The sequence below is a fragment of the Nocardioides baekrokdamisoli genome (assembly GCF_003945325.1).
In the GTDB taxonomy this organism is placed as follows: Bacteria; Actinomycetota; Actinomycetes; order Propionibacteriales; family Nocardioidaceae; genus Nocardioides; species Nocardioides baekrokdamisoli.
This window is the reverse complement of record NZ_AP019307.1, coordinates 212,348-229,740: the sequence shown is the minus strand read 5'-3', so window position 1 is coordinate 229,740 and position 17,393 is coordinate 212,348. Positions and strand designations below refer to the sequence as shown.

The window sequence follows — 17,393 nt, the reverse complement described above, 5'->3', positions numbered from 1 at the left end:
CGGACTAGCGTCGAGCCATGAGCCTGGAGCGACCGGTCAAGCCCAATCCGTACGACCTGCTGCCGAAGGTCCCGTCATTCACAGTGACAAGCACCGATGTACGCGCCGGTGAGCCGCTCGCCGATACGCAGGTGTACGCGCACGGCAACACTTCGCCGCAGCTGTCCTGGAGCGGATTCCCCGCCGAGACCAAGAGCTTCGTCGTCACCTGCTTCGACCCTGATGCGCCGGTGCCGGGCGGCTTCTGGCACTGGGCTGTCGTCGATGTCCCAGCCTCGGTCACGAGCGTCGTGGGCGGAGCCGGCGCGAGCAACGAGAGCCTTCCCGCCGGGGCGTACCACCTCAATGGGGACTTCGGGACGCCCACCTACGCAGGGGCCGCGCCGCCGCAGGGTGACCAGGTGCACCGCTACTTCTTCGTCATCCATGCCGTGGACATCGAGCACCTGCCGGTGGAGCCGACCTCCACACCCACGGTCGCCAGCTTCCATCTCGCGTTCCACACGCTGGCCAGGGCCGTGATCGTCGGCACGTACCGACACTGACTCCGCACAGCCGACAAACAAGTCCCGCGCAGGTACGGGCCGATACGATCGACGGACCATGAGTACTGGGAAGCATGTCGCGTACGTCCTGCCGGTCTACAACGAAGCCGACGGGATCGAGACGTTCCACAAGGAGTTGGTCGCGGCCACCACGGCCCGCCCGGACCTGCGGTTCGAGTTCGTCTACATCAATGACGGTTCCCGCGACGGATCGATCGAGCACTTGCTGGCCATGCGCGAGCAGGACCCGCGGGTCACGGTGCTGAGTTTTGCCCGCAACTTCGGTCACCAGATCGCCGTCACCGCCGGACTCGACCACGCCCACGAGGCCGGTGCCGACGCGGTGGTCATCATGGACACCGACCTGCAGGATCCGCCGGCCGTCAGTCTGGAGATGGTGGAGCGCTGGGAGTCTGGCGCGGACGTCGTCTACGCCCAGCGCCGTACCCGGAAGGACACCTTCTTCAAGAAGGCCACCGCTGGCGCGTTCTACTACCTGCTCGACCGGATGGCCGAGACCCACATCCCGCAGAACGTCGGCGACTTCCGGCTGATCGACAAGCGGGCGCTCGACGTGGTCGTGAAGTATCGCGAGCACAACCGCTTCCTGCGCGGCATCGTCGCCAACATCGGGTTCCGGCAGGAGGCGCTGCTGTTCGACCGGGACGCACGCTTCGCCGGTGAGTCGAAATATCCGCTGAGCAAGATGATCAGGTTGGCGGCGGACGGCATCCTCGGCTTCTCCACCTTCCCCCTCAAGGCGATCTCCCGTGTCGGCATCACGATTTCCGTGCTCTCGGTCCTGGCCGGGCTCTATGCCATCGCGGTCCGCCTGTTCTTCCCGGCGCACGCCGTCGCCGGGTGGGCGTTCCTCGGCGTGGGCATGTTCTTCCTCGGTGGCATCCAGCTGATCATGATCGGCGTCATCGGGTCCTACGTGGGGCGTACGTACGTCGAGGTGCTCAACCGGCCGCTGTACTCCCTCGCCCTGGTCGCGCACGGCGAGCACCGTCAGGGCTCAGAGTAATTCGAAGGATCGTCGCTCGACGTTTGCCTGAGCGGCCCCTGTCGGTTGCGGACTGCGGGACATGCTCGGCATGTGTTGATGCAACCCGCGCCGACGCCCGAAGTGCTGATCTCGGCCCACCGTTGTGGCGCCGGAGACGACCGCCACGGCGAGAACGGCCTTCAGGCGCTCCAGCATTCGGTCGACCTCGGCGTGGACTTCGTCGAGTTCGACGTGCAACGGATGCTCACCGGCGAGTTCGTCATCTCCCACGACATCCCGCATGAGGGGCGCGAGCTCCTCGCGTACGAGGACCTCCTGCACGCGCTGGGTGACCGCATCGGTGCCCACATCGACTTCAAGTTCGACTCCCCGGACTACCTCTACGACGATTTCAATCTGCCGTATGAAATCGATGCGGTGAGGACGGCGATCGAGATCCTCAAGGATCCGGGCCGGGTGCTGGTCACCACCAACCACGTCCATTCGGTACGCGCGGTCCGTGACTGGGCCGATGCCGAAGGTCTGGACCTCAAGGTCGGCCTCTCACTGGGTCGGCTCACTCGTGGAATGGCGTGGCACGAACGGCTCTCGACTCGCTACAACGAGCTCTTCCCCAGCCGGATGATCGAGGAGTCCCGCGCCAACGTGGTCGTCGTGCATCACAGTCTCGCGACCCTCAATGTGCAGCGTTGGGCTCGCAGCCGGGGCCTGCCGCTGCTGGTGTGGACGGTCGATGACGCACCGCACCTGCGCTGGTGGCTCCGCGACGGCATGGCCTGGTTGCTCACGTCGAACCACCCCGCACTGGCCCTGGACACCCGCGACCGCATTCGTCGACGACGTACGAGCGCGGCCTGACAGACTGTCGGCGTGACTGAGGACGTCCTGGGCCAACCCTTCACCGCGGAGACCATCGAACTCACGCCGGACTTCGAGGGGGCCGTGGCCGCCACCCTCGTACGCCTCGCAGCTCCTCAACCCACAGACCGGGCAGTCCTGTACGTCCACGGCTTCTCGGACTACTTCTTCCAGCGCGACCTGGCGCAGTGGTGGACCGATCGCGGGTACGACTTCTACGCCCTCGACCTGCGCAAGTACGGCCGCTCCATGCGTCCGGGCCAGACCAAGGCGTATGTGTCCGACCTGAGTCAGTACGACGAGGATCTCGATGCGGCCTGGCAGCGCATCACCGAACGGGACGGCCACAACCGCGTGATCCTGTCGGGCCACTCGACCGGCGGCCTGACGACCGCTCTCTGGGTGGACCGTCGACGCCCGCAGGAACTCCTCGGCATGGTCCTCAACTCGCCGTGGCTCGACCTGCAGGGCGGCGCAGCGCAGCGGGTGATCCTGACCGCGGTCGCGCGCGTCGGGGCCAAGCTCGCACCGCTGAAGGTGATCCCTCGTGAGGTCAGCGGCCTCTACACGCAGTCGCTCCATCGGGACTACGGCGGCGAATGGGACTTCGACCTCGACCTGAAGCCGGTCAGTTCGTTCCCGGTCACCCTGGGCTGGGTGAACGCCATCCGCCGCGGGCATGCGCGCGTGCACCGTGGCTTGTCGATCCCGGTCCCGGTGCTGGTGCTGTCGTCCGACGCCTCGATCTGGCCAACCGACCCCGTACCGGAAGTGCACAACCACGACATCGTGCTCGACGTCGCGCAGATCAAGCGCCGGTCGACCTTGCTCGGCCCGGATGTGACGTACGCCGCCGTCCCCGGAGCGCTCCACGATGTCGTCCTGTCAGCGCCGCCCGTCCGCGAAGCGGCGTACGCGACCACGGACGACTGGCTGCACGCCCACCAGTTCTAGGCGTCCTTGGACGGTTTGGGGACAATCGGCGTCTGCAACGCCTGGAGACCCTGGAGGCGTTTCATCGTCTCCTCCATGCCCGACACGGAACCGTCGAGGAACAGGACATTGCCCTGCCCGTCCTTGGCTGCTTGCACCACGGTCTCGGTCCACATCGCGAAGGCCACCAACGACGGGTCCACCCCGGCTGCCGCCAGATCCGCCGCCGACTCGGAGATGCCCTTGGTCAGCTCGGTCCGGAAGGCCGCAAGACCCTCACCACGGAGCTTGGCCGCCTTGGCCTCATTCTCGGCACCGATCCGGATGAAGGCACCGTTGGCCTCGGCTTCCTTGGTCCGCTTGACCAGGAGCGCCTGACCCTCGTTCTCGGCGGCAATGACGGAGTTCTTCGCAGCGACCACGCGGGACATCGAGGCCATCACCTCGGCATCGAACTGGATGTCGTTGATCGCCAGATCCACCAGTAGGTAACCCCAGCTCTCGAGCTGCTCGTCCAGCGTCTCCTTGGCGTGGTTGATGATCTCGCCACGCAGCCCCAACACCTCGGACTGCTGCTTGGTGGCGACCAAGGATCGGACCGCAGCTTCGACCTGGGCAGTCATCGCGGTCTGGAACGAGGACGCGTTGATGAAGAGGAAGGCGACCTTCTGCATCGTCTCGGCCGAGTGGTCCTTGACGGTGAAGATGATCGTCGTCGCGAACTTCACGCTGGCCTGGTCAATGGTGATCGCCACGAACTCGAGCTGCGCGGTCTGGTTCTGCACCGGGACGTACGAGTTGACCTTCTCGATCACGGGGACCTTGAAGTTGAGGCCGGGATTCATGACTCGGCGGTACTTGCCGAACATGGTGACGACGCCGACCTTCGCCTGCGGCACCTGCCGGATCGACGTCAGCACCAAGGCCAGCAGCAGCGCGGCCACAACGATCAGAGCAATACCCACGACGTCTCCTTCAGTTCGTCGACGATCGAGTTCATCGACGGGTCGAGCCTAGCCGGGGACACCGACAGTGACGAGGAGATTCAGGCGCGGTGCGTACGCCTGCGAGCCGCGTAGCGGCCGTCGTCGGTGCGCTCGACCACCAGCGGCAGACCGAACGTCGCGCTGAGGTTCTCCACGGTCATCACCTCGTGCAACAGCCCTTGGGCGATCGCCTGTCCCCCGCGCAGCATCAACCCGTGGGTGAAGCCGGGAGGGATTTCCTCGACGTGATGGCTGACCAGCACCGTCGCCGGGCTGTCCGGGTCGTACGCCAGCGTCGACAGCGTGGAGACCAGGTCCTCCCGGCCGCCGAGGTCGAGGCCCGCAGCTGGTTCGTCCAGGAGGAGCAGCTCAGGGTCCGTCATCAGCGCTCGCGCGATCTGGACGCGCTTCCGCTCACCCTCCGACAGGGTGCCGAAGAGTCGATCACCCAGGTGCCGGATGCCGATCTCCTGCAGCAGTGAGTCCGACCGTTCGTGATCGAGCTCGTCGTACTCCTCACGCCAGCGGCCCATGACCCCGTAGGAGGCGGTCACGACGACGTCGCGTACGCACTCGTTGCCGGGGATCAGCTCAGCCAGGGCAGCTGACGTCAGGCCGATCCGGGTACGCAGTTCAGAGACGTCCGTACGCCCGAGCGACTCGCCCAGGATGCTCACGGCACCCGAGGACGGGTGCATCAGTCCGGACGACAACTGAAGGAGCGTGGTCTTGCCCGCTCCGTTGCGGCCGAGGATCACCCACCGCTCGTCCTCCTCGACGGACCAGTTGACCGAGTCGAGCAACGCGGTGCCGTCACGGCGGACCGAGACGTCCTTGAACTCGAGCACCGCGGCCATGCCGCCAACCCTATCCACGCCCGCTGACACGGGCTGCGTCGCACCACCGGTTGGCACCACTACGATTCGGGGTGCGATGAGTGACCTGACCAGCACCCTCCTGATCACCCTGACCGGCCGCGACCGACCGGGCGTGACGTCGTCGACGCTGGCGACCCTCGCCACCGCGGGCGTCGACGTGGTCGATCTGGAACAGATCGTGCTCCGCGGGCGACTCGTGCTGGGCCTGCTGGTGACTGCCCCCGAGGACGACAGCCACCTCCGCGCTGCGCTGGAGGAGACGGCGCGCCGCCTCGACATGACGATCGAGCTCGAGGAGGGCAGCAACGGTCTGCCCAGCCAGCGTCGGCACCGCAGCCGTGTCACGGTGATCGGTACGCCGCTCACCGCTGACGCCATGGCTCAGATCACCACCGGCATCGCCGAAGCCGGCGCCAACATCGACCGGATCATCCGCCTCGCGGCGTACCCGGTCACTGCGTTCGACCTGCACGTCTCAGGCGCCGACAAGGCCGCCCTGCGCGAGGCGCTCGCCCTGATCGCCTCGGACGCCGGTGTCGACATCTCGGTGCAGTCCGCCACGCTGCACACCCGTGGTCAGCGGCTGATCGTGATGGACGTCGACTCGACCCTGATCGACGGCGAAGTCATCGAGATGATCGCCGCTCACGCCGGCTGCGAGCCGGAAGTCGCAGAGATCACGGAACGTGCCATGCGTGGCGAGCTCGATTTCGAACAGTCGCTGCGCGAGCGGGTCAAGCTTCTCGCCGGCGTACCGGCCAGTGCGCTCGATGACGTCTACGACCAGATCTCGCTCAACCCGGGTGCCCGCACGATGGTGCGTACGCTGCGCCGCCTCGGCTACCGGTTCGCGATCGTGTCCGGTGGCTTCTCGCAGATCACCGACCGACTCGCTGCGGAGCTGGGGATTCACTTCGCGAGGGCGAACGAACTCGAGATCGTCGACGGGAAGCTCACCGGCAACGTGCTCGGCAAGGTCGTCGACCGGGCCGGCAAGGCGGAGGCGCTGCGTGAGTACGCGGCCGAGCTCGGTCTCCCGTTGACCTCGACCATTGCCATCGGCGACGGCGCGAACGACCTCGACATGCTCGCCGCCGCAGGCCTGGGCGTGGCCTACAACGCCAAGCCGGCCGTACGTAGCGCCGCGGAGACCGCCATCAACGTGCCGTACCTCGACACGATCATGTATCTGCTGGGGTTCACCCGCGAGGAGATCGAGGCCGCCGACGCCGACGAAGGGTTTGTGACCCCTAGTCCCGCCGTCTGAGGCAGCTTCGAGCGTCAACCCACGTCAGCGGCACTCAGATCATGTCCCGGACGTAGCCATCGTTCCGCCGGCTGTTCGACCGTTCGGTGCACCAGGTGTGCCAACGACATTGCAATCGGCAACACGAGTACGGCGACCCAGATGGACGGCAGGGCGAGCGGCCTCCGCGCGAGGAGGTCGAGGACCGGCCAGTGGAACAGATAGAGGCAGTACGACTCAGCCCCGAGCTTCAGCATCGTGGGAGTTCGCCAGATCGACCGAGCACCGTTGAGGTCCGCCTGTGCGGCGGCGATCACGACAGCAACGAGAGCGGGCAGCAGGATGAGGTTGGCACTCGGCGCCATCGGCTCCCAACAACACAGTAGGTAGAGCGCACCGGCAGAGGCCACCGCAGCACGCAGCGAGATCTTCGGCGCCCAACCTTCGTGCTGCGCCCGAGCGGCAATCATCCCGACCAGGAATGCGCCGCCGAGCAGGAGGGGCAGACGCCCGAGAAACTCCTGTGTCTGATCATCCAGAAGCGACCAGTGACCGAGGTATCCAGCCACTGCAACCGCCACCCACGACAACATGCTCGCGGCGACCAACGTACGACGGCTCCCGCGACGCACCCACACGATCGCGGCCGGGAACAACGCGTAGAAGAACGCTTCGGCGGAGAGCGACCAGCCCGGCTCGTTGATCACGTTCACCGACAGCTGATGTGGCGACCACGACTGCAGAAGCACCAGGTTGAGGAGGCTCGTGATGCCGGGCTGCCTGCCGAGGACGAAGAGGACACCAGTCCCGAAGATCAGCGATGCGATGAAGGCCGGGTAGATCCGCGCGAAGCGACGACGGTAGAAGTCCCAGACACCGCGCCTCGCGCCCCAGGTCAGCAGGTAGCCGCTGAGAACGAAGAAGAACAGGACGCCGACGAATCCGGCGCGGCTGATCGGCCCGATGGCCGCATGCACAGAGCCCGTCGTGTGGACGTAGACGTGGAACAGCACCACCACGAGCGCTGCAACGAACCGCAGCCCGGTCAGGCTGTGAAGGCGCGTCGCACTCGTTTCCACGTGGCACAGCGTGGCAGATGCAACACCTATGGAACACGTTCTAGTTTCGTGGAACAGTAGGCCCATGGACCTCGCCGAGCTCAGCGACCGCCAAGAGATCACGGACCTGATCACTGCGTACACACGTGCAGTGGACCAAAGCAAGTGGGACGACCTGCGGAATGTGTTCACCGACGATGCAGTCCTGGACTACTCCTCCCCCGGCGGGCCCGTTGGATCACTCGATGAGGCCATCCCGTTCATCAGGAATCTCGAGGGCTTCAGTGCCTGGCAGCACCTCATCGCCCAGGTCTCGATCGAACTCCATGGCGACAAAGCGCGTGCGACCGCGTACTTCTTCAATCCGATGACCGCTCCCGGCCCGAACGACATGACATCGGTCTGGCTCGTCGGTGGCTACTACCACCACCAGCTCGTACGCACAGCGGATGGCTGGCGCTCGCGCCACATGATCGATGAGATCGTCTGGTCGAAGTAGGGCACGCGTCCGCCGACAAGCCGGGGCGGCGAGGTTCGAATGTGGCACGAATTCGTGCCACTTTCTGAAGGACGACGGCTCCGACGTGCCACTTGTCGCTGCCCAGATCTGATCAGCCGCGCCCGACGTGGAACCCGATGACAGACGCCCCGGCCTCATCGAGGTCCTCCCACTTGCCCTCGAACTCGAGGATCGCGAGCCCCGAGGTGGGGAAGCCCGCAGCGACATCGGCGGAGGCGGCCTCGTCCTGCTTCCCGTCATCGAGGAACTCGGCCAGCGCACTGATCGTCGGGTTGTGCCCGACCACGGCCAGGACCCGGATGTCCTCGGAGGTCTCCTGGACCAGTTCGAGCATCCGATGGGGGCCGGCGGCATACAGGTCGCCTACGTACTCGGCGGCATCAAGGTCCCAATCCGCCGCGGCGGCGATGTCCTCCCAGGTCTCGCTCGTACGCGCCGCGTCCGAGACGAGGGCCGAGTCGGGCTCGACGTCCTGGTGGCTCAACCACTCGCCGGCCTCGCCGGCGTCCGTGTGGCCGCGCTCGGAGAGCCGCCGCGCGTGATCGGTCGGCGCGGCCGCTTCAGCCTTGGCGTGCCGGATCAGGATGAGAGTGTGACTGGTCATTCGTCCTCGAGCCGAAAGCCGACCTTGATCGTGACCTGGAAGTGCTCGACTCCGCCGTCCTTGATCTGACCGCGTACGCCGATGACCTCGAACCAGTCGACGTGACGGAGGGTCTTGGACGCGCGGGCGACCGCGTTCCTGATTGCGTCGTCGCTGCTGATCGGGGACGTGCCCACGACCTCGCTGATGCCGTACGTGCGGTTGCTCATGGAGGCAGCGTAGACGAAGGCGACGGGCCGGCGCGGGGCACGTACGATGGACAGAGTGAGCAAGCGAACGGCGCCGATCCGGATCACCACGGCCCCGCAGTCTCGTCAGGACGAAATGGCTGGACGCCAACGCAAATACGCCATCTCGATGACCATCCGCACCCTGTGCTTCATCGGGTGCGTCGTCGCGGCGTACAACCATGTGACCTGGCTCTGGATCACGCTGCTCGCCGCATCGCTCTTCCTGCCGTACGTCGCCGTGGTGATGGCCAACGCCGTCAACAGCAAGGGCGAGGACTTCACCCTCGACGACAGCCCGTACGGGCGACCCGAGCTCCGTGGCGGTCGACCGCCACGCTGAGCCGGCTTCAGCCGCCGATGGCGGACATCGGGCGGTCGGGCTGGACGAAGTCGTCCCGATCGATGCCATGCGCGCGGCGCTTGCCGGCCACCCCGTCGACCCAACGCTGAGCGAGTTCCGCGTCGGTGTCGCCACGACGCAGAGCCGTACGCAGGTCCGACTCCTCAGTCGCGAACAGACAGTCCCGCAACTGACCGTCGGCCGTGAGGCGTACGCGGTCGCAATCGCTGCAGAAGGGCTGCGTGACCGACGCGATCACACCCACCCGGCCCGGTCCACCGTCCACGTCGAACAGCTCGGCCGGCGCGCCGTCGCGCAGGACGTCTGCCGGGGTGAGGCTGAAGCGCGACGAGAGCGACTCGCGGATCTGCGCGGCAGTCACCATCGTCGACCGATCCCACCCGTGCTGGGCATCGAGCGGCATGTGCTCGATGAAGCGGAGCTCGTATCCGCGCTCCAGCGCCCAGGCCAGCAGCTCGGGCGCCTGATCGTCATTCACACCCCGCATCAGGACCGCGTTCACCTTGACCGGTCCGAGCCCTGCGGCCGACGCGGCCTCGAGGCCCTCGATCACATCGTGCAGCCGGTCGCGCCGGGTGAGATCGACGTACGTCTCCGGCCGGATCGTGTCCAGTGAGACGTTGACCCGGTTGAGGCCGGCGTCAGCGAGCGGCACAGCAAGCCGCGCCAGTCCGAGGCCGTTGGTGGTGATCGAGAGCTCGACATCAGCCGAGAACGCGCGTACCGCAGCCACGATCCCCAGCAGCCCCGGGCGGATCAGCGGCTCGCCACCGGTGAAACGCACCGAGGTGATCCCCAGATCGCGCACCCCGATCGTCACCAGACGCACGATCTCGTCGTCGCTCAGAAGACTCGGCGACGGAAGCCAGGCCAGGCCTTCGGCAGGCATGCAGTACGTGCACCGCAGGTTGCAACGATCCGTGACGGACACGCGCAGGTCGGTCGCCACCCGCCCGAATCGATCCGCCAACGCCAGCATCAAGCCAGTCTAGTGACGTGCCACGCGATGGCCTCACGCGTCCGCGTACGCTGTTCTGTCGTGCGCTCGTTCCGGTTCCTGCTGTCCCGACGCTGGGCGCTCTTCGCGGTCGCCGTCGCCCTGAGCGCGTACGCGTGCTGGCTGCTCGGTCAGTGGCAGTTCGGGCGGCTGCACACCCGTCAGGCCAACAACGCAATCGTCCGCATCAACGAACACGCTCCGACCGCCTCCGTCGCCGAGGTGATGAAGCCGATCACGTCGACGTCCACCGGCCCCACGGTCAGCAACAGCAACCAGTGGCGTCACGTCACGGCCACTGGCACGTACGACACCAGCCACATGATCATCTGGCGCTACCTCACGAACGACCGTTCGCAGTCGGGCGTGGACATGGTGGTCCCGCTCATGACCGCCACCGGGATCGTGCTCGTCAACCGCGGCTGGGTGGGTTCTGAGGACTCCATCAACCTGCCCACGCCCGCCCCCGTCGTGCCATCGGGCGTCGTCACCGTGACCGGGTGGCTCCAGCAGGACGGCACCGGTCCGTCGACCGCCGTCAACCAGGTCAACGGCGGGGCCAACACACGAGCGATCTCGAGCACGGCGGTCCAGGCCGCGATGGGCAAGGACTGGCCGGTGCCGGTCTACGGCGGTTGGGTCGCGCTCCAGTCGGAGAAGACCGCCGCCGACAACGCTCCTCACGCAGCGCCGGGGATGACCCCGGCGGACTATCCGACTCTCGATGACGGCCCGCACTTCTTCTACGGTCTGCAGTGGTACTTCTTCGGCATCCTCGCCCTCTTCGGATTCGGGTACCTCGCGTACGAGGAGCGCCGGACCGAGATCGACCCGGAGTTCGCGGCGACGATGGACGCACGCCGACGCGCTCATCTGGAACGCAACGCCAAGAAGAAGGCCGTCAAGGACGCGTACAAGAAGGCGTATGCCGACGCTGGCGAGAAGTAGTCAGTCCAGCACCGTGCTACTCCAGCACCCGGGTTCGACCCGGTGCCGGCGGGCACTGTCCACTCTCGCCATGTGACCGCTGTACGCCGTGGGCAGTCACCGCGTACGCGGTCCAGCCGCCGGCTGTGCCCGCCGTCATGTCGACGTGCTGGATGCAGACGAACAACGGATCGGCGCGGTAGCCCGAGATCCGCAGACTAGGCCCCAGGCCCAGTCGGTCGCCGTGGATCCCGGTGCCGTACGGATCTAGGAACGCCGGTCTCCGACCCACCGGGATCTCCAACAAGATCTGCGCGATCGAGTCGGCATCCGGCACGGGCTGGACCGTCGCGGTCGTCGCCGTCTTGCTTGCTGAGGGAGAAGGGGTCGCAGAGTGCGTCGTGCTCGGCGACACGGTCGGCGTACCGGCCGACATCGAGCCGCATGCCGTCAGTGCGGCAGTAGCAAGGACGATCAGACCGCCTCGGATCCCTGTGCTCATCGTCATCTTCCCAACGGATCAGTGGGCGTCGAAATGCTGTGGGTCGCTGGTCCCGTACGTCCACGAGAACCGGTTCGCACGCATGATCGACACCACTGTGTCCCACGTGTGTCGCCAGGCATAGGGGTTGATCTCGACACCGGCCCACGCTGCGGTCGGTGTCCAACCGGTGGCCGAGTCGTACGGGTTCTCAAAGGTGTTGAGATCGATCGCGCCACCCCAGGAGTGCGGCGACATCACACCGGGCGAACCGTCGACCCACCGGCAGTTGAACGCCGAAGTGTTGTCGGCACGCATCGAGGCATAGTCGTTGGCTCCGTTGGTCTGCGAGGACCATCCGAAGATGTCGACCGGATAGACGTAGCGGAGAGGGATCGAATTGGCATAGAGCCCATTGAACGCGCCCACGAAGTCGCGTCCGGCCCAGGCAGCGATGACCAGCAAGCCGCGATGGCGGAACCCGTCGAAGCCCCAGTAGTTCACCGACAACGTCCGTAGGGCCGCGCGTCCGACCGGGCAGCCCGGGTGCCAGGAGGCCTTCACCATTCGGGCCCACAACGTGTCCGAGATCGGGGCGATGATCGGGTTGGCCCCGTGGCCCACGGCCCGGGCCTGAGCCGGCTTGAGGCTGGGATGAGGAAGCCAGGACGGCGTCGTGATCGCGCGCTTCGGCGGAGTGTTGTAGAGCGTGAACACAGGTGACCACGCGGCATGGCGGGCGACGGTCGGGGCCGCGTACGCCCTCCACGCCGTGGTCGTCCGGGCCGAGATCCACAGGCTCAACGAACCACTGTCCGGGACAGTGAGCGTGCGGAATTCAACCCAGACTCCCCCGATGAACTCCCAGAGCACCACGGTGCCGCCGAGGCAGTCGCCGCCGGGCGACTTGAGTTGGACCTGGATCAACGTACGCGTCTCGTCGATCTCGTTGTGCTCGCCGGCGATCTGCACCAGCGGCGTCAAGGCCGGCGGAGGCGTCGGTGTCCCCGTCGGTGTGGGCGAGACAGTGTCAGTCGCCGTAGGCGTGGGCGTCGGCGTGCTCGCGGGGACGACGACACAAGTCCAGACAGGCGCGACGGCCGCCGTCGCCGGCGACGGCGAACCGAACGTCGCGAAGCTGGCAAGTACGACATCAGCCGCGAGCAGCAGCGCGACCGATCGGATGATGCGGTTCATTGGCATGGATCCTCCCGAGACGCTACTTCTCCCAGTACATGCCATTCGCTGCATTCGTGTGACGCGAACGCGCCGGAAGTCGGGATCAGAGCACGGTGACGGTGCCGCTGATCACTCGCGTGTAGCGCGTGTTCCCCATCGCCGCGATCCGGTAACGGCCGCGGTGAAGGGCGACGGACTTGGTCCACAACGCGGCCGCAGCCGCCGTACCCGGGGTGACGTAGTTGGCCAGCGTCGACCACACCGATCCGTTCCACACCTGGAGCTTCACCGTGGTGTGGCTGTGCCCTTTGAGCTGGATCTGGATCACGTTGGTGCTCAACGGCACATGAAGGGTCGGAGTGTGGATCGGGGTGAAGTACGCGCTCTCGTACGTCCAGGTCAGGACGTCGGCGCGATCGGAGGTGTCCGCACCCTCGAACACCTCGCCGGTGCCGTTCCTCCCCGTACCGGCGCCCATCAGGAGCGGTCCGGGGAAGTTGTTGACCAGGATGTTGTGCCGGTGACCCCACGGGTCTGAGCCGTTCGGTCCGCCGGGGCCGTCGTCGTACATCCAGAGGAAGTGGCTCCAGAAGGCATTGAGCGTGCCAGCCCAGTTCGCGGCTGCCCAGCAGCTGTTGCACGGCAGGATGTCCATGCCGGAGGCCCCGCTCGCGGCTCCGACCTGATTGAGCCGGCTCGACTCGCCGAAGACCGGCCAGAGACCCCGGTCCACGCGCTCGATGTTCACCAGGACGAACATCTGCTGCGGAACGCTGAGGCTCCGGAAGTTGCTGGGTAGCAGGAATCGGCCCAGACCCTCGTTCGCACGCGCCGCGTTGAGGGCGGACAGCGCCCCGGACAGGCAGGTGTTGCTGACATAGGACGCCGAGCTGTACTCGTCGCATGCCTGCAAGCCATTCGTGGACGAGTTCGTCCTCGGGTCGACCGCGACGGCTGAAGGGCCGGTGAGCAGCGACACCGCGAGTAGCCCGACGGCCACGAACCGGGGCACCAAGCGTCCAGACATGTCACCTCCCGAGGTGGATCGATCCGTCCGCAGTGTAGGGGTCAAACACCGCTCAATCGCGGAACTGCGTGCGATGTAGATCCGCGTACAACCCGCCGCTCGCGAGCAGTTCCTCGTGTGTGCCGCGCTGCACGATGCGTCCGTCGTCGACCACCAGGATCTGGTCGGCGTTGCGGATGGTGGACAGCCGGTGGGCGATCACCAACGACGTACGCCCGACGAGAGCGGCCTCCAGCGCACGCTGGACCGCTGCCTCCGACTCCGAATCCAGATGCGCAGTCGCCTCATCGAGAACGACGATTCGGGGAGCCTTGAGGAGCAGTCGGGCAATCGCAAGACGCTGGCGTTCCCCGCCCGAGAGGCGGTATCCGCGGTCACCGATGACCGTGTCCAGACCGTCCGGCAGCCGCTCCACGAGCTCGGCGACCTGGGCCGCCTTGAGCGAGGCCCAGAGTTCGTCGTCGGTCGCGTCCGGGCGGGCGTACGCCAGGTTGACGCGGATCGTGTCGTGGAACATGTATGCGTCCTGCGTGACGTATCCGACGGCAGCCTCGAGCGACTCCAGCGACGCATCGCGTACGTCGACGCCTCCGACGACGACCGCGCCCTCGGACGCGTCGTAGAGGCGGGCGAGCAGGTGCGTGATCGTGGTCTTGCCGGCACCGGAGGGACCGACCAGTGCCACCAACTCCCCAGGAGCGGCGTGGAAGTCGATGTCGACCAGGACCGAGCGGCCGTCGTGGGCCTCGGTCCGCGCGACCGATTGCAACGATGCAAGGGAGACCTCGTCAGCCGACGGATAGGTGAAGGCGACGTGCCGGAAACGGACCGAGGAATCCCCGGCCGGGATGGCCACCGCGTCGGCCTTCTCCTGCACCAGCGACGGCAGGTCGAGGATCTCGAAGACGCGGTCGAAGGACACCAGCGCGGTCATCACGTCGACGCGTACGTTCGACAACGACTGCAACGGAGTCAGCAGCCGCAGCATCAGCGCGGCAAGCGCGGTCAGGGTCCCGATCGAAGCGTGGCCGTCGAGGACCAGCCAGCCACCGACGCCGTACGCGACCGCCGTCGCAAGCGCCGGGACCAACGACATGACGGCGACGAACACCCCCGTGAGAGTGGCGACCTTCACTCCGAGCACCCGCATCACGTCGGCCTTCGCGGCGTACAGCGCATCTTCGTCGGCGCGACGGCCGAACAGCTTGAGCAACATCGCGCCACCGACGTTGAAGCGCTCGGTCATCACGGCACCCATGGCCGCGTTGCCGTCCATCTGTCGGCGGGACAGATCCGCCATCTGGCCACCGACCCAGCGCGAGGTCAACCACAGGACCGGGAACAGCATCAGACACGCCAGAGTCACCTGCCAGGACAGGGCGAACAGGGCGATACCGACCACGACGACCGAGATCAGGTTGCCGAGAGTGTTGGTGAGAGTCGAGGTGAACGCTCGCTGGGCGCCGATCACGTCGGTATTGAGCCGCGACACCAACGCACCGGTCTGCGTGCGGGTGAAGAACGCCAGGGACTGACGCTGGACGTGCGCGAACACGGCCGTACGCAGGTCGAAGATCAGACCCTCGCCGATACGTGCCGACAGATAGCGCGCAGCCAGTCCGAGTACGAGGGTGTCGAGCACAGCGACAGCAGCCATGGCGCCCGCGAGCTGCCACACCAGCGACAAGCGATGGCCGAGGATCCCGCCGTCGATCAGGTGCCGGGTCAGCAGCGGGTTCACTACGACGATCATCGAGTCGAAGATCGTCACGACAAGGAACGCCAGGATCAGCCGGCGGTGCGGTCGCGCGAACTGCAGGATCCGCCACAGGATCCCCTTGGGGAGCTCACTGTTGACGACAGATTTGTCGGCACGCAGGTTGCGCCAGAGGTTCATCCCGCCCGGCGGACCCATCATGCTCACGGCGTCGTCCCACTCACGCTAGCGAAACCAGTTCCGCGTACTCGGCATTCCAGAGGTCCTCGACACCATCGGGCAGGATCAGCACCCGATCAGGCTCGAGTGCGTGGACCGCACCCTCGTCGTGGGTGACCAGGATGATCGCCCCCTGGTACGCACGGATCGCGTTGAGGACCTCCTCACGGGAGGCCGGGTCGAGGTTGTTGGTCGGCTCGTCGAGCAACAACACGTTCGCCGCCGAAACGACCAGGGCTGCCAGGGCGAGGCGGGTCTTCTCGCCACCACTGAGTACGCCGGCCGGCTTGTGCACGTCGTCGCCGATGAAGAGGAACGAGCCAAGGACGGAGCGTGCTTCGGAGTCGGTGAGCTGCGGAGCGGCGTACTGCATGTTCTCCAGCACCGTGCGCTTCACGTCGAGCGTCTCGTGCTCCTGGGCGTAGTAGCCGGACTTGAGGCCATGGCCCGGGATCAGCTGACCGGTGTCCGGCTTGTCGACGCCGGCGAGGATGCGCAGCATCGTCGTCTTGCCGGCACCGTTGAGCCCGAGGATGACCACTCGCGAACCCTTGTCGATCGCGAGGTCGACCGAACTGAACACCTCCAGGGCGCCGTACGACTTCGAGAGCCCCTCGGCCATGAGCGGCGTCTTGCCACACGGAGCAGGCGAGGGGAACTTGATCGCGGCGACCTTGTCGCTCTGGCGCTGTCCCTCGATGCCGACCATCAGCTTCTCAGCACGCTTGAGCATCGATTGGGCCGCGCTCGCGCCCGAGGCACGCGCCTTCATCTTGTTGGCCTGATCGGTGAGGGTCTTGGCCTTGTTCTGCGCGTTCATCGACTCGCGCTTGCGGCGGGCCTCGTCGGTCTCGCGCTGGGTCAGGTAGTGCTTCCAGCCCATGTTGTAGACGTCGATCGCAGCACGGTTCGCGTCGAGGTGGAAGACCTTGTTGACGGTCTCCTCGAGCAAGTCGTTGTCGTGCGAGATCACGATGAACCCTCCGCGGAAGGTCTTCATCCACTCGCGCAGCCAGATGATCGAGTCTGCGTCGAGGTGGTTGGTCGGCTCGTCGAGGATGAGCACCTCGGCCTGGGAGAACAGGATGCGTACGAGCTCCACACGGCGCCGCTGTCCGCCCGAGAGGGTCTTCAGCGGCTGCTCCCACAGGCGCTGTGCGAGTCCGAGGTTGTGCGCGATCTGCTGCGACTCCGCCTCGGCGGCATACCCGCCACCGGCCTCGAAGTCATCGAGCGCCCGGCCGAAACGTCGCATGCCCTTGTCGTGGATCTTCGGATCCTCCGACGCCATCTGCTCCTCGGCCTGCCGCATCCGCCGGACGGCGTCGTCCAGGCCGCGCGCCGAGAGGATCCGGTCGCGTACGAGCACCTCCGGGTCACCCACCCGCGGGTCCTGCGGCAGGTAGCCGATCTCGCCCGTCCGGGTGACCGTGCCCGCGGCCGGCGGGTTGTCGCCGGCGAGGATCCTGGTGAGGGTGGTCTTCCCGGCTCCGTTGCGGCCCACCAGGCCGACCTTGTCGCCCGGGCCCACCCGGAAGGTCACGTCTTCCATCAGAAGCCGAGCGCCGACGCGTACTTCGACCTGATTGACGGTGATCATGAGGCCTGAATTCTAAGT

Annotated in this window: 19 protein-coding genes; 8 read left to right on the top strand and 11 right to left on the bottom strand. The window is 66.4% G+C overall.

All coding sequences use genetic code 11. The features are described 5' to 3' along the window. Positions 1–17: 17 nt before the first annotated feature. From KCTC_RS00990 to KCTC_RS00975, 4 genes are all read left to right on the top strand, one after another. The gene (locus KCTC_RS00990; protein ID WP_125565940.1) at positions 18–545 is read left to right on the top strand and encodes a YbhB/YbcL family Raf kinase inhibitor-like protein; all 528 of its coding nucleotides are present in this window, start codon (positions 18–20) and stop codon (positions 543–545) included. Between the two features lie 58 nt (positions 546–603). Further along, the gene (locus KCTC_RS00985) at positions 604–1,572 is read left to right on the top strand and encodes a glycosyltransferase family 2 protein (RefSeq protein WP_125565938.1); all 969 of its coding nucleotides are present in this window, start codon (positions 604–606) and stop codon (positions 1,570–1,572) included. Between the two features lie 78 nt (positions 1,573–1,650). Beyond that, entirely contained in the window at positions 1,651–2,412 is a 762-nt protein-coding gene (locus KCTC_RS00980) for a glycerophosphodiester phosphodiesterase (protein ID WP_231998912.1), read from the top strand. Between the two features lie 12 nt (positions 2,413–2,424). Further along, positions 2,425–3,366 (top strand): alpha/beta hydrolase, encoded by a 942-nt coding sequence (locus KCTC_RS00975; protein WP_125565934.1) that lies wholly within the window; start codon positions 2,425–2,427, stop codon positions 3,364–3,366. Here KCTC_RS00975 and KCTC_RS00970 read toward each other — a convergent pair. Together KCTC_RS00970 and KCTC_RS00965 are read right to left on the bottom strand one after the other, a co-directional pair. Continuing rightward, the gene (locus KCTC_RS00970; protein WP_197715219.1) at positions 3,363–4,310 is read right to left on the bottom strand and encodes an SPFH domain-containing protein; all 948 of its coding nucleotides are present in this window, start codon (positions 4,308–4,310) and stop codon (positions 3,363–3,365) included. The genes KCTC_RS00975 and KCTC_RS00970 overlap by 4 nt on opposite strands. Positions 4,311–4,390: 80 nt before the next feature. After that, the gene (locus KCTC_RS00965) at positions 4,391–5,188 is read right to left on the bottom strand and encodes an ABC transporter ATP-binding protein (protein ID WP_125565932.1); all 798 of its coding nucleotides are present in this window, start codon (positions 5,186–5,188) and stop codon (positions 4,391–4,393) included. Positions 5,189–5,264: 76 nt separating this feature from the next. Between KCTC_RS00965 and serB the strand changes: the two genes are divergently transcribed. Beyond that, the gene (gene serB, locus KCTC_RS00960) at positions 5,265–6,476 is read left to right on the top strand and encodes a phosphoserine phosphatase SerB (protein ID WP_125565930.1); all 1,212 of its coding nucleotides are present in this window, start codon (positions 5,265–5,267) and stop codon (positions 6,474–6,476) included. Between the two features lie 14 nt (positions 6,477–6,490). Here the strand turns inward: serB and KCTC_RS00955 are convergent, their stop codons facing one another. Continuing rightward, positions 6,491–7,534: an acyltransferase family protein gene (locus tag KCTC_RS00955; protein WP_164512422.1), complete on the bottom strand. Its 1,044-nt coding sequence runs from the start codon at positions 7,532–7,534 to the stop codon at positions 6,491–6,493. Between the two features lie 64 nt (positions 7,535–7,598). Here KCTC_RS00955 and KCTC_RS00950 point away from each other — a divergent pair, with 64 nt between their 5' ends. Continuing rightward, the gene (locus tag KCTC_RS00950) at positions 7,599–8,012 is read left to right on the top strand and encodes a nuclear transport factor 2 family protein (RefSeq protein WP_125565926.1); all 414 of its coding nucleotides are present in this window, start codon (positions 7,599–7,601) and stop codon (positions 8,010–8,012) included. Positions 8,013–8,124: 112 nt separating this feature from the next. On the opposite strand, the gene KCTC_RS00945 is transcribed toward KCTC_RS00950, so the two are convergent. Together KCTC_RS00945 and KCTC_RS00940 are read right to left on the bottom strand one after the other, a co-directional pair. Further along, on the bottom strand, positions 8,125–8,637 hold the full coding sequence (locus tag KCTC_RS00945) for a SixA phosphatase family protein (protein WP_125565924.1): 513 nt from the start codon (positions 8,635–8,637) through the stop codon (positions 8,125–8,127). Next, positions 8,634–8,846 (bottom strand): dodecin, encoded by a 213-nt coding sequence (locus KCTC_RS00940; RefSeq protein ID WP_125565922.1) that lies wholly within the window; start codon positions 8,844–8,846, stop codon positions 8,634–8,636. Before KCTC_RS00940 ends, KCTC_RS00945 begins: the two co-directional genes overlap by 4 nt. A 55-nt stretch (positions 8,847–8,901) precedes the next feature. On the opposite strand from KCTC_RS00940, the gene KCTC_RS00935 reads away from it, so the two are divergent. Further along, positions 8,902–9,207 carry a DUF3099 domain-containing protein gene (locus KCTC_RS00935; protein ID WP_231998776.1) on the top strand — a complete coding sequence of 102 codons (306 nt, stop codon included), beginning with the start codon at positions 8,902–8,904 and terminating at the stop codon, positions 9,205–9,207. A 7-nt stretch (positions 9,208–9,214) separates the two neighbouring features. On the opposite strand, the gene moaA is transcribed toward KCTC_RS00935, so the two are convergent. After that, the gene (gene moaA / locus KCTC_RS00930; protein WP_125565918.1) at positions 9,215–10,207 is read right to left on the bottom strand and encodes a GTP 3',8-cyclase MoaA; all 993 of its coding nucleotides are present in this window, start codon (positions 10,205–10,207) and stop codon (positions 9,215–9,217) included. A 60-nt stretch (positions 10,208–10,267) separates the two neighbouring features. Between moaA and KCTC_RS00925 the strand changes: the two genes are divergently transcribed. Beyond that, complete coding sequence (locus tag KCTC_RS00925) at positions 10,268–11,173, top strand: SURF1 family cytochrome oxidase biogenesis protein (RefSeq protein ID WP_125565916.1); 906 nt, start codon at positions 10,268–10,270, stop codon at positions 11,171–11,173. Positions 11,174–11,189: 16 nt separating this feature from the next. Here the strand turns inward: KCTC_RS00925 and KCTC_RS00920 are convergent, their stop codons facing one another. From KCTC_RS00920 to KCTC_RS00900, 5 genes are all read right to left on the bottom strand, one after another. Continuing rightward, positions 11,190–11,654, bottom strand: a complete 465-nt coding sequence (locus KCTC_RS00920) for a hypothetical protein (protein WP_125565914.1) — start codon at positions 11,652–11,654, stop codon at positions 11,190–11,192. 18 nt (positions 11,655–11,672) lie between these two features. Further along, positions 11,673–12,830: a M15 family metallopeptidase gene (locus KCTC_RS15115; RefSeq protein ID WP_125565912.1), complete on the bottom strand. Its 1,158-nt coding sequence runs from the start codon at positions 12,828–12,830 to the stop codon at positions 11,673–11,675. A gap of 85 nt (positions 12,831–12,915) precedes the next feature. Continuing rightward, entirely contained in the window at positions 12,916–13,839 is a 924-nt protein-coding gene (locus KCTC_RS00910) for a hypothetical protein (RefSeq protein ID WP_125565910.1), read from the bottom strand. 52 nt (positions 13,840–13,891) lie between these two features. After that, on the bottom strand, positions 13,892–15,757 hold the full coding sequence (locus tag KCTC_RS00905) for an ABC transporter ATP-binding protein (RefSeq protein WP_125569934.1): 1,866 nt from the start codon (positions 15,755–15,757) through the stop codon (positions 13,892–13,894). Between the two features lie 19 nt (positions 15,758–15,776). Then, on the bottom strand, positions 15,777–17,375 hold the full coding sequence (locus tag KCTC_RS00900) for an ABC-F family ATP-binding cassette domain-containing protein (protein WP_125565907.1): 1,599 nt from the start codon (positions 17,373–17,375) through the stop codon (positions 15,777–15,779). Positions 17,376–17,393: the final 18 nt, after the last annotated feature.

Excerpts from the sequence above, each read along its gene's own strand:
- KCTC_RS00950 (WP_125565926.1), top strand. The coding sequence starts at position 7,599 with ATGGACCTCGCCGAGCTCAGCGACCGCCAAGAGATCACGGACCTGATC.
- KCTC_RS00965 (WP_125565932.1), bottom strand. The coding sequence starts at position 5,188 with ATGGCCGCGGTGCTCGAGTTCAAGGACGTCTCGGTCCGCCGTGACGGC.
- KCTC_RS00940 (WP_125565922.1), bottom strand. The coding sequence starts at position 8,846 with ATGAGCAACCGCACGTACGGCATCAGCGAGGTCGTGGGCACGTCCCCG.
- KCTC_RS00980 (WP_231998912.1), top strand. The coding sequence starts at position 1,651 with ATGCAACCCGCGCCGACGCCCGAAGTGCTGATCTCGGCCCACCGTTGT.
- KCTC_RS00900 (WP_125565907.1), bottom strand. The coding sequence starts at position 17,375 with ATGATCACCGTCAATCAGGTCGAAGTACGCGTCGGCGCTCGGCTTCTG.
- KCTC_RS00945 (WP_125565924.1), bottom strand. The coding sequence starts at position 8,637 with ATGACCAGTCACACTCTCATCCTGATCCGGCACGCCAAGGCTGAAGCG.
- moaA (WP_125565918.1), bottom strand. The coding sequence starts at position 10,207 with ATGCTGGCGTTGGCGGATCGATTCGGGCGGGTGGCGACCGACCTGCGC.
- KCTC_RS15115 (WP_125565912.1), bottom strand. The coding sequence starts at position 12,830 with ATGAACCGCATCATCCGATCGGTCGCGCTGCTGCTCGCGGCTGATGTC.
- KCTC_RS00920 (WP_125565914.1), bottom strand. The coding sequence starts at position 11,654 with ATGAGCACAGGGATCCGAGGCGGTCTGATCGTCCTTGCTACTGCCGCA.
- KCTC_RS00910 (WP_125565910.1), bottom strand. The coding sequence starts at position 13,839 with ATGTCTGGACGCTTGGTGCCCCGGTTCGTGGCCGTCGGGCTACTCGCG.
- KCTC_RS00985 (WP_125565938.1), top strand. The coding sequence starts at position 604 with ATGAGTACTGGGAAGCATGTCGCGTACGTCCTGCCGGTCTACAACGAA.
- serB (WP_125565930.1), top strand. The coding sequence starts at position 5,265 with ATGAGTGACCTGACCAGCACCCTCCTGATCACCCTGACCGGCCGCGAC.
- KCTC_RS00905 (WP_125569934.1), bottom strand. The coding sequence starts at position 15,757 with ATGATGGGTCCGCCGGGCGGGATGAACCTCTGGCGCAACCTGCGTGCC.
- KCTC_RS00990 (WP_125565940.1), top strand. The coding sequence starts at position 18 with ATGAGCCTGGAGCGACCGGTCAAGCCCAATCCGTACGACCTGCTGCCG.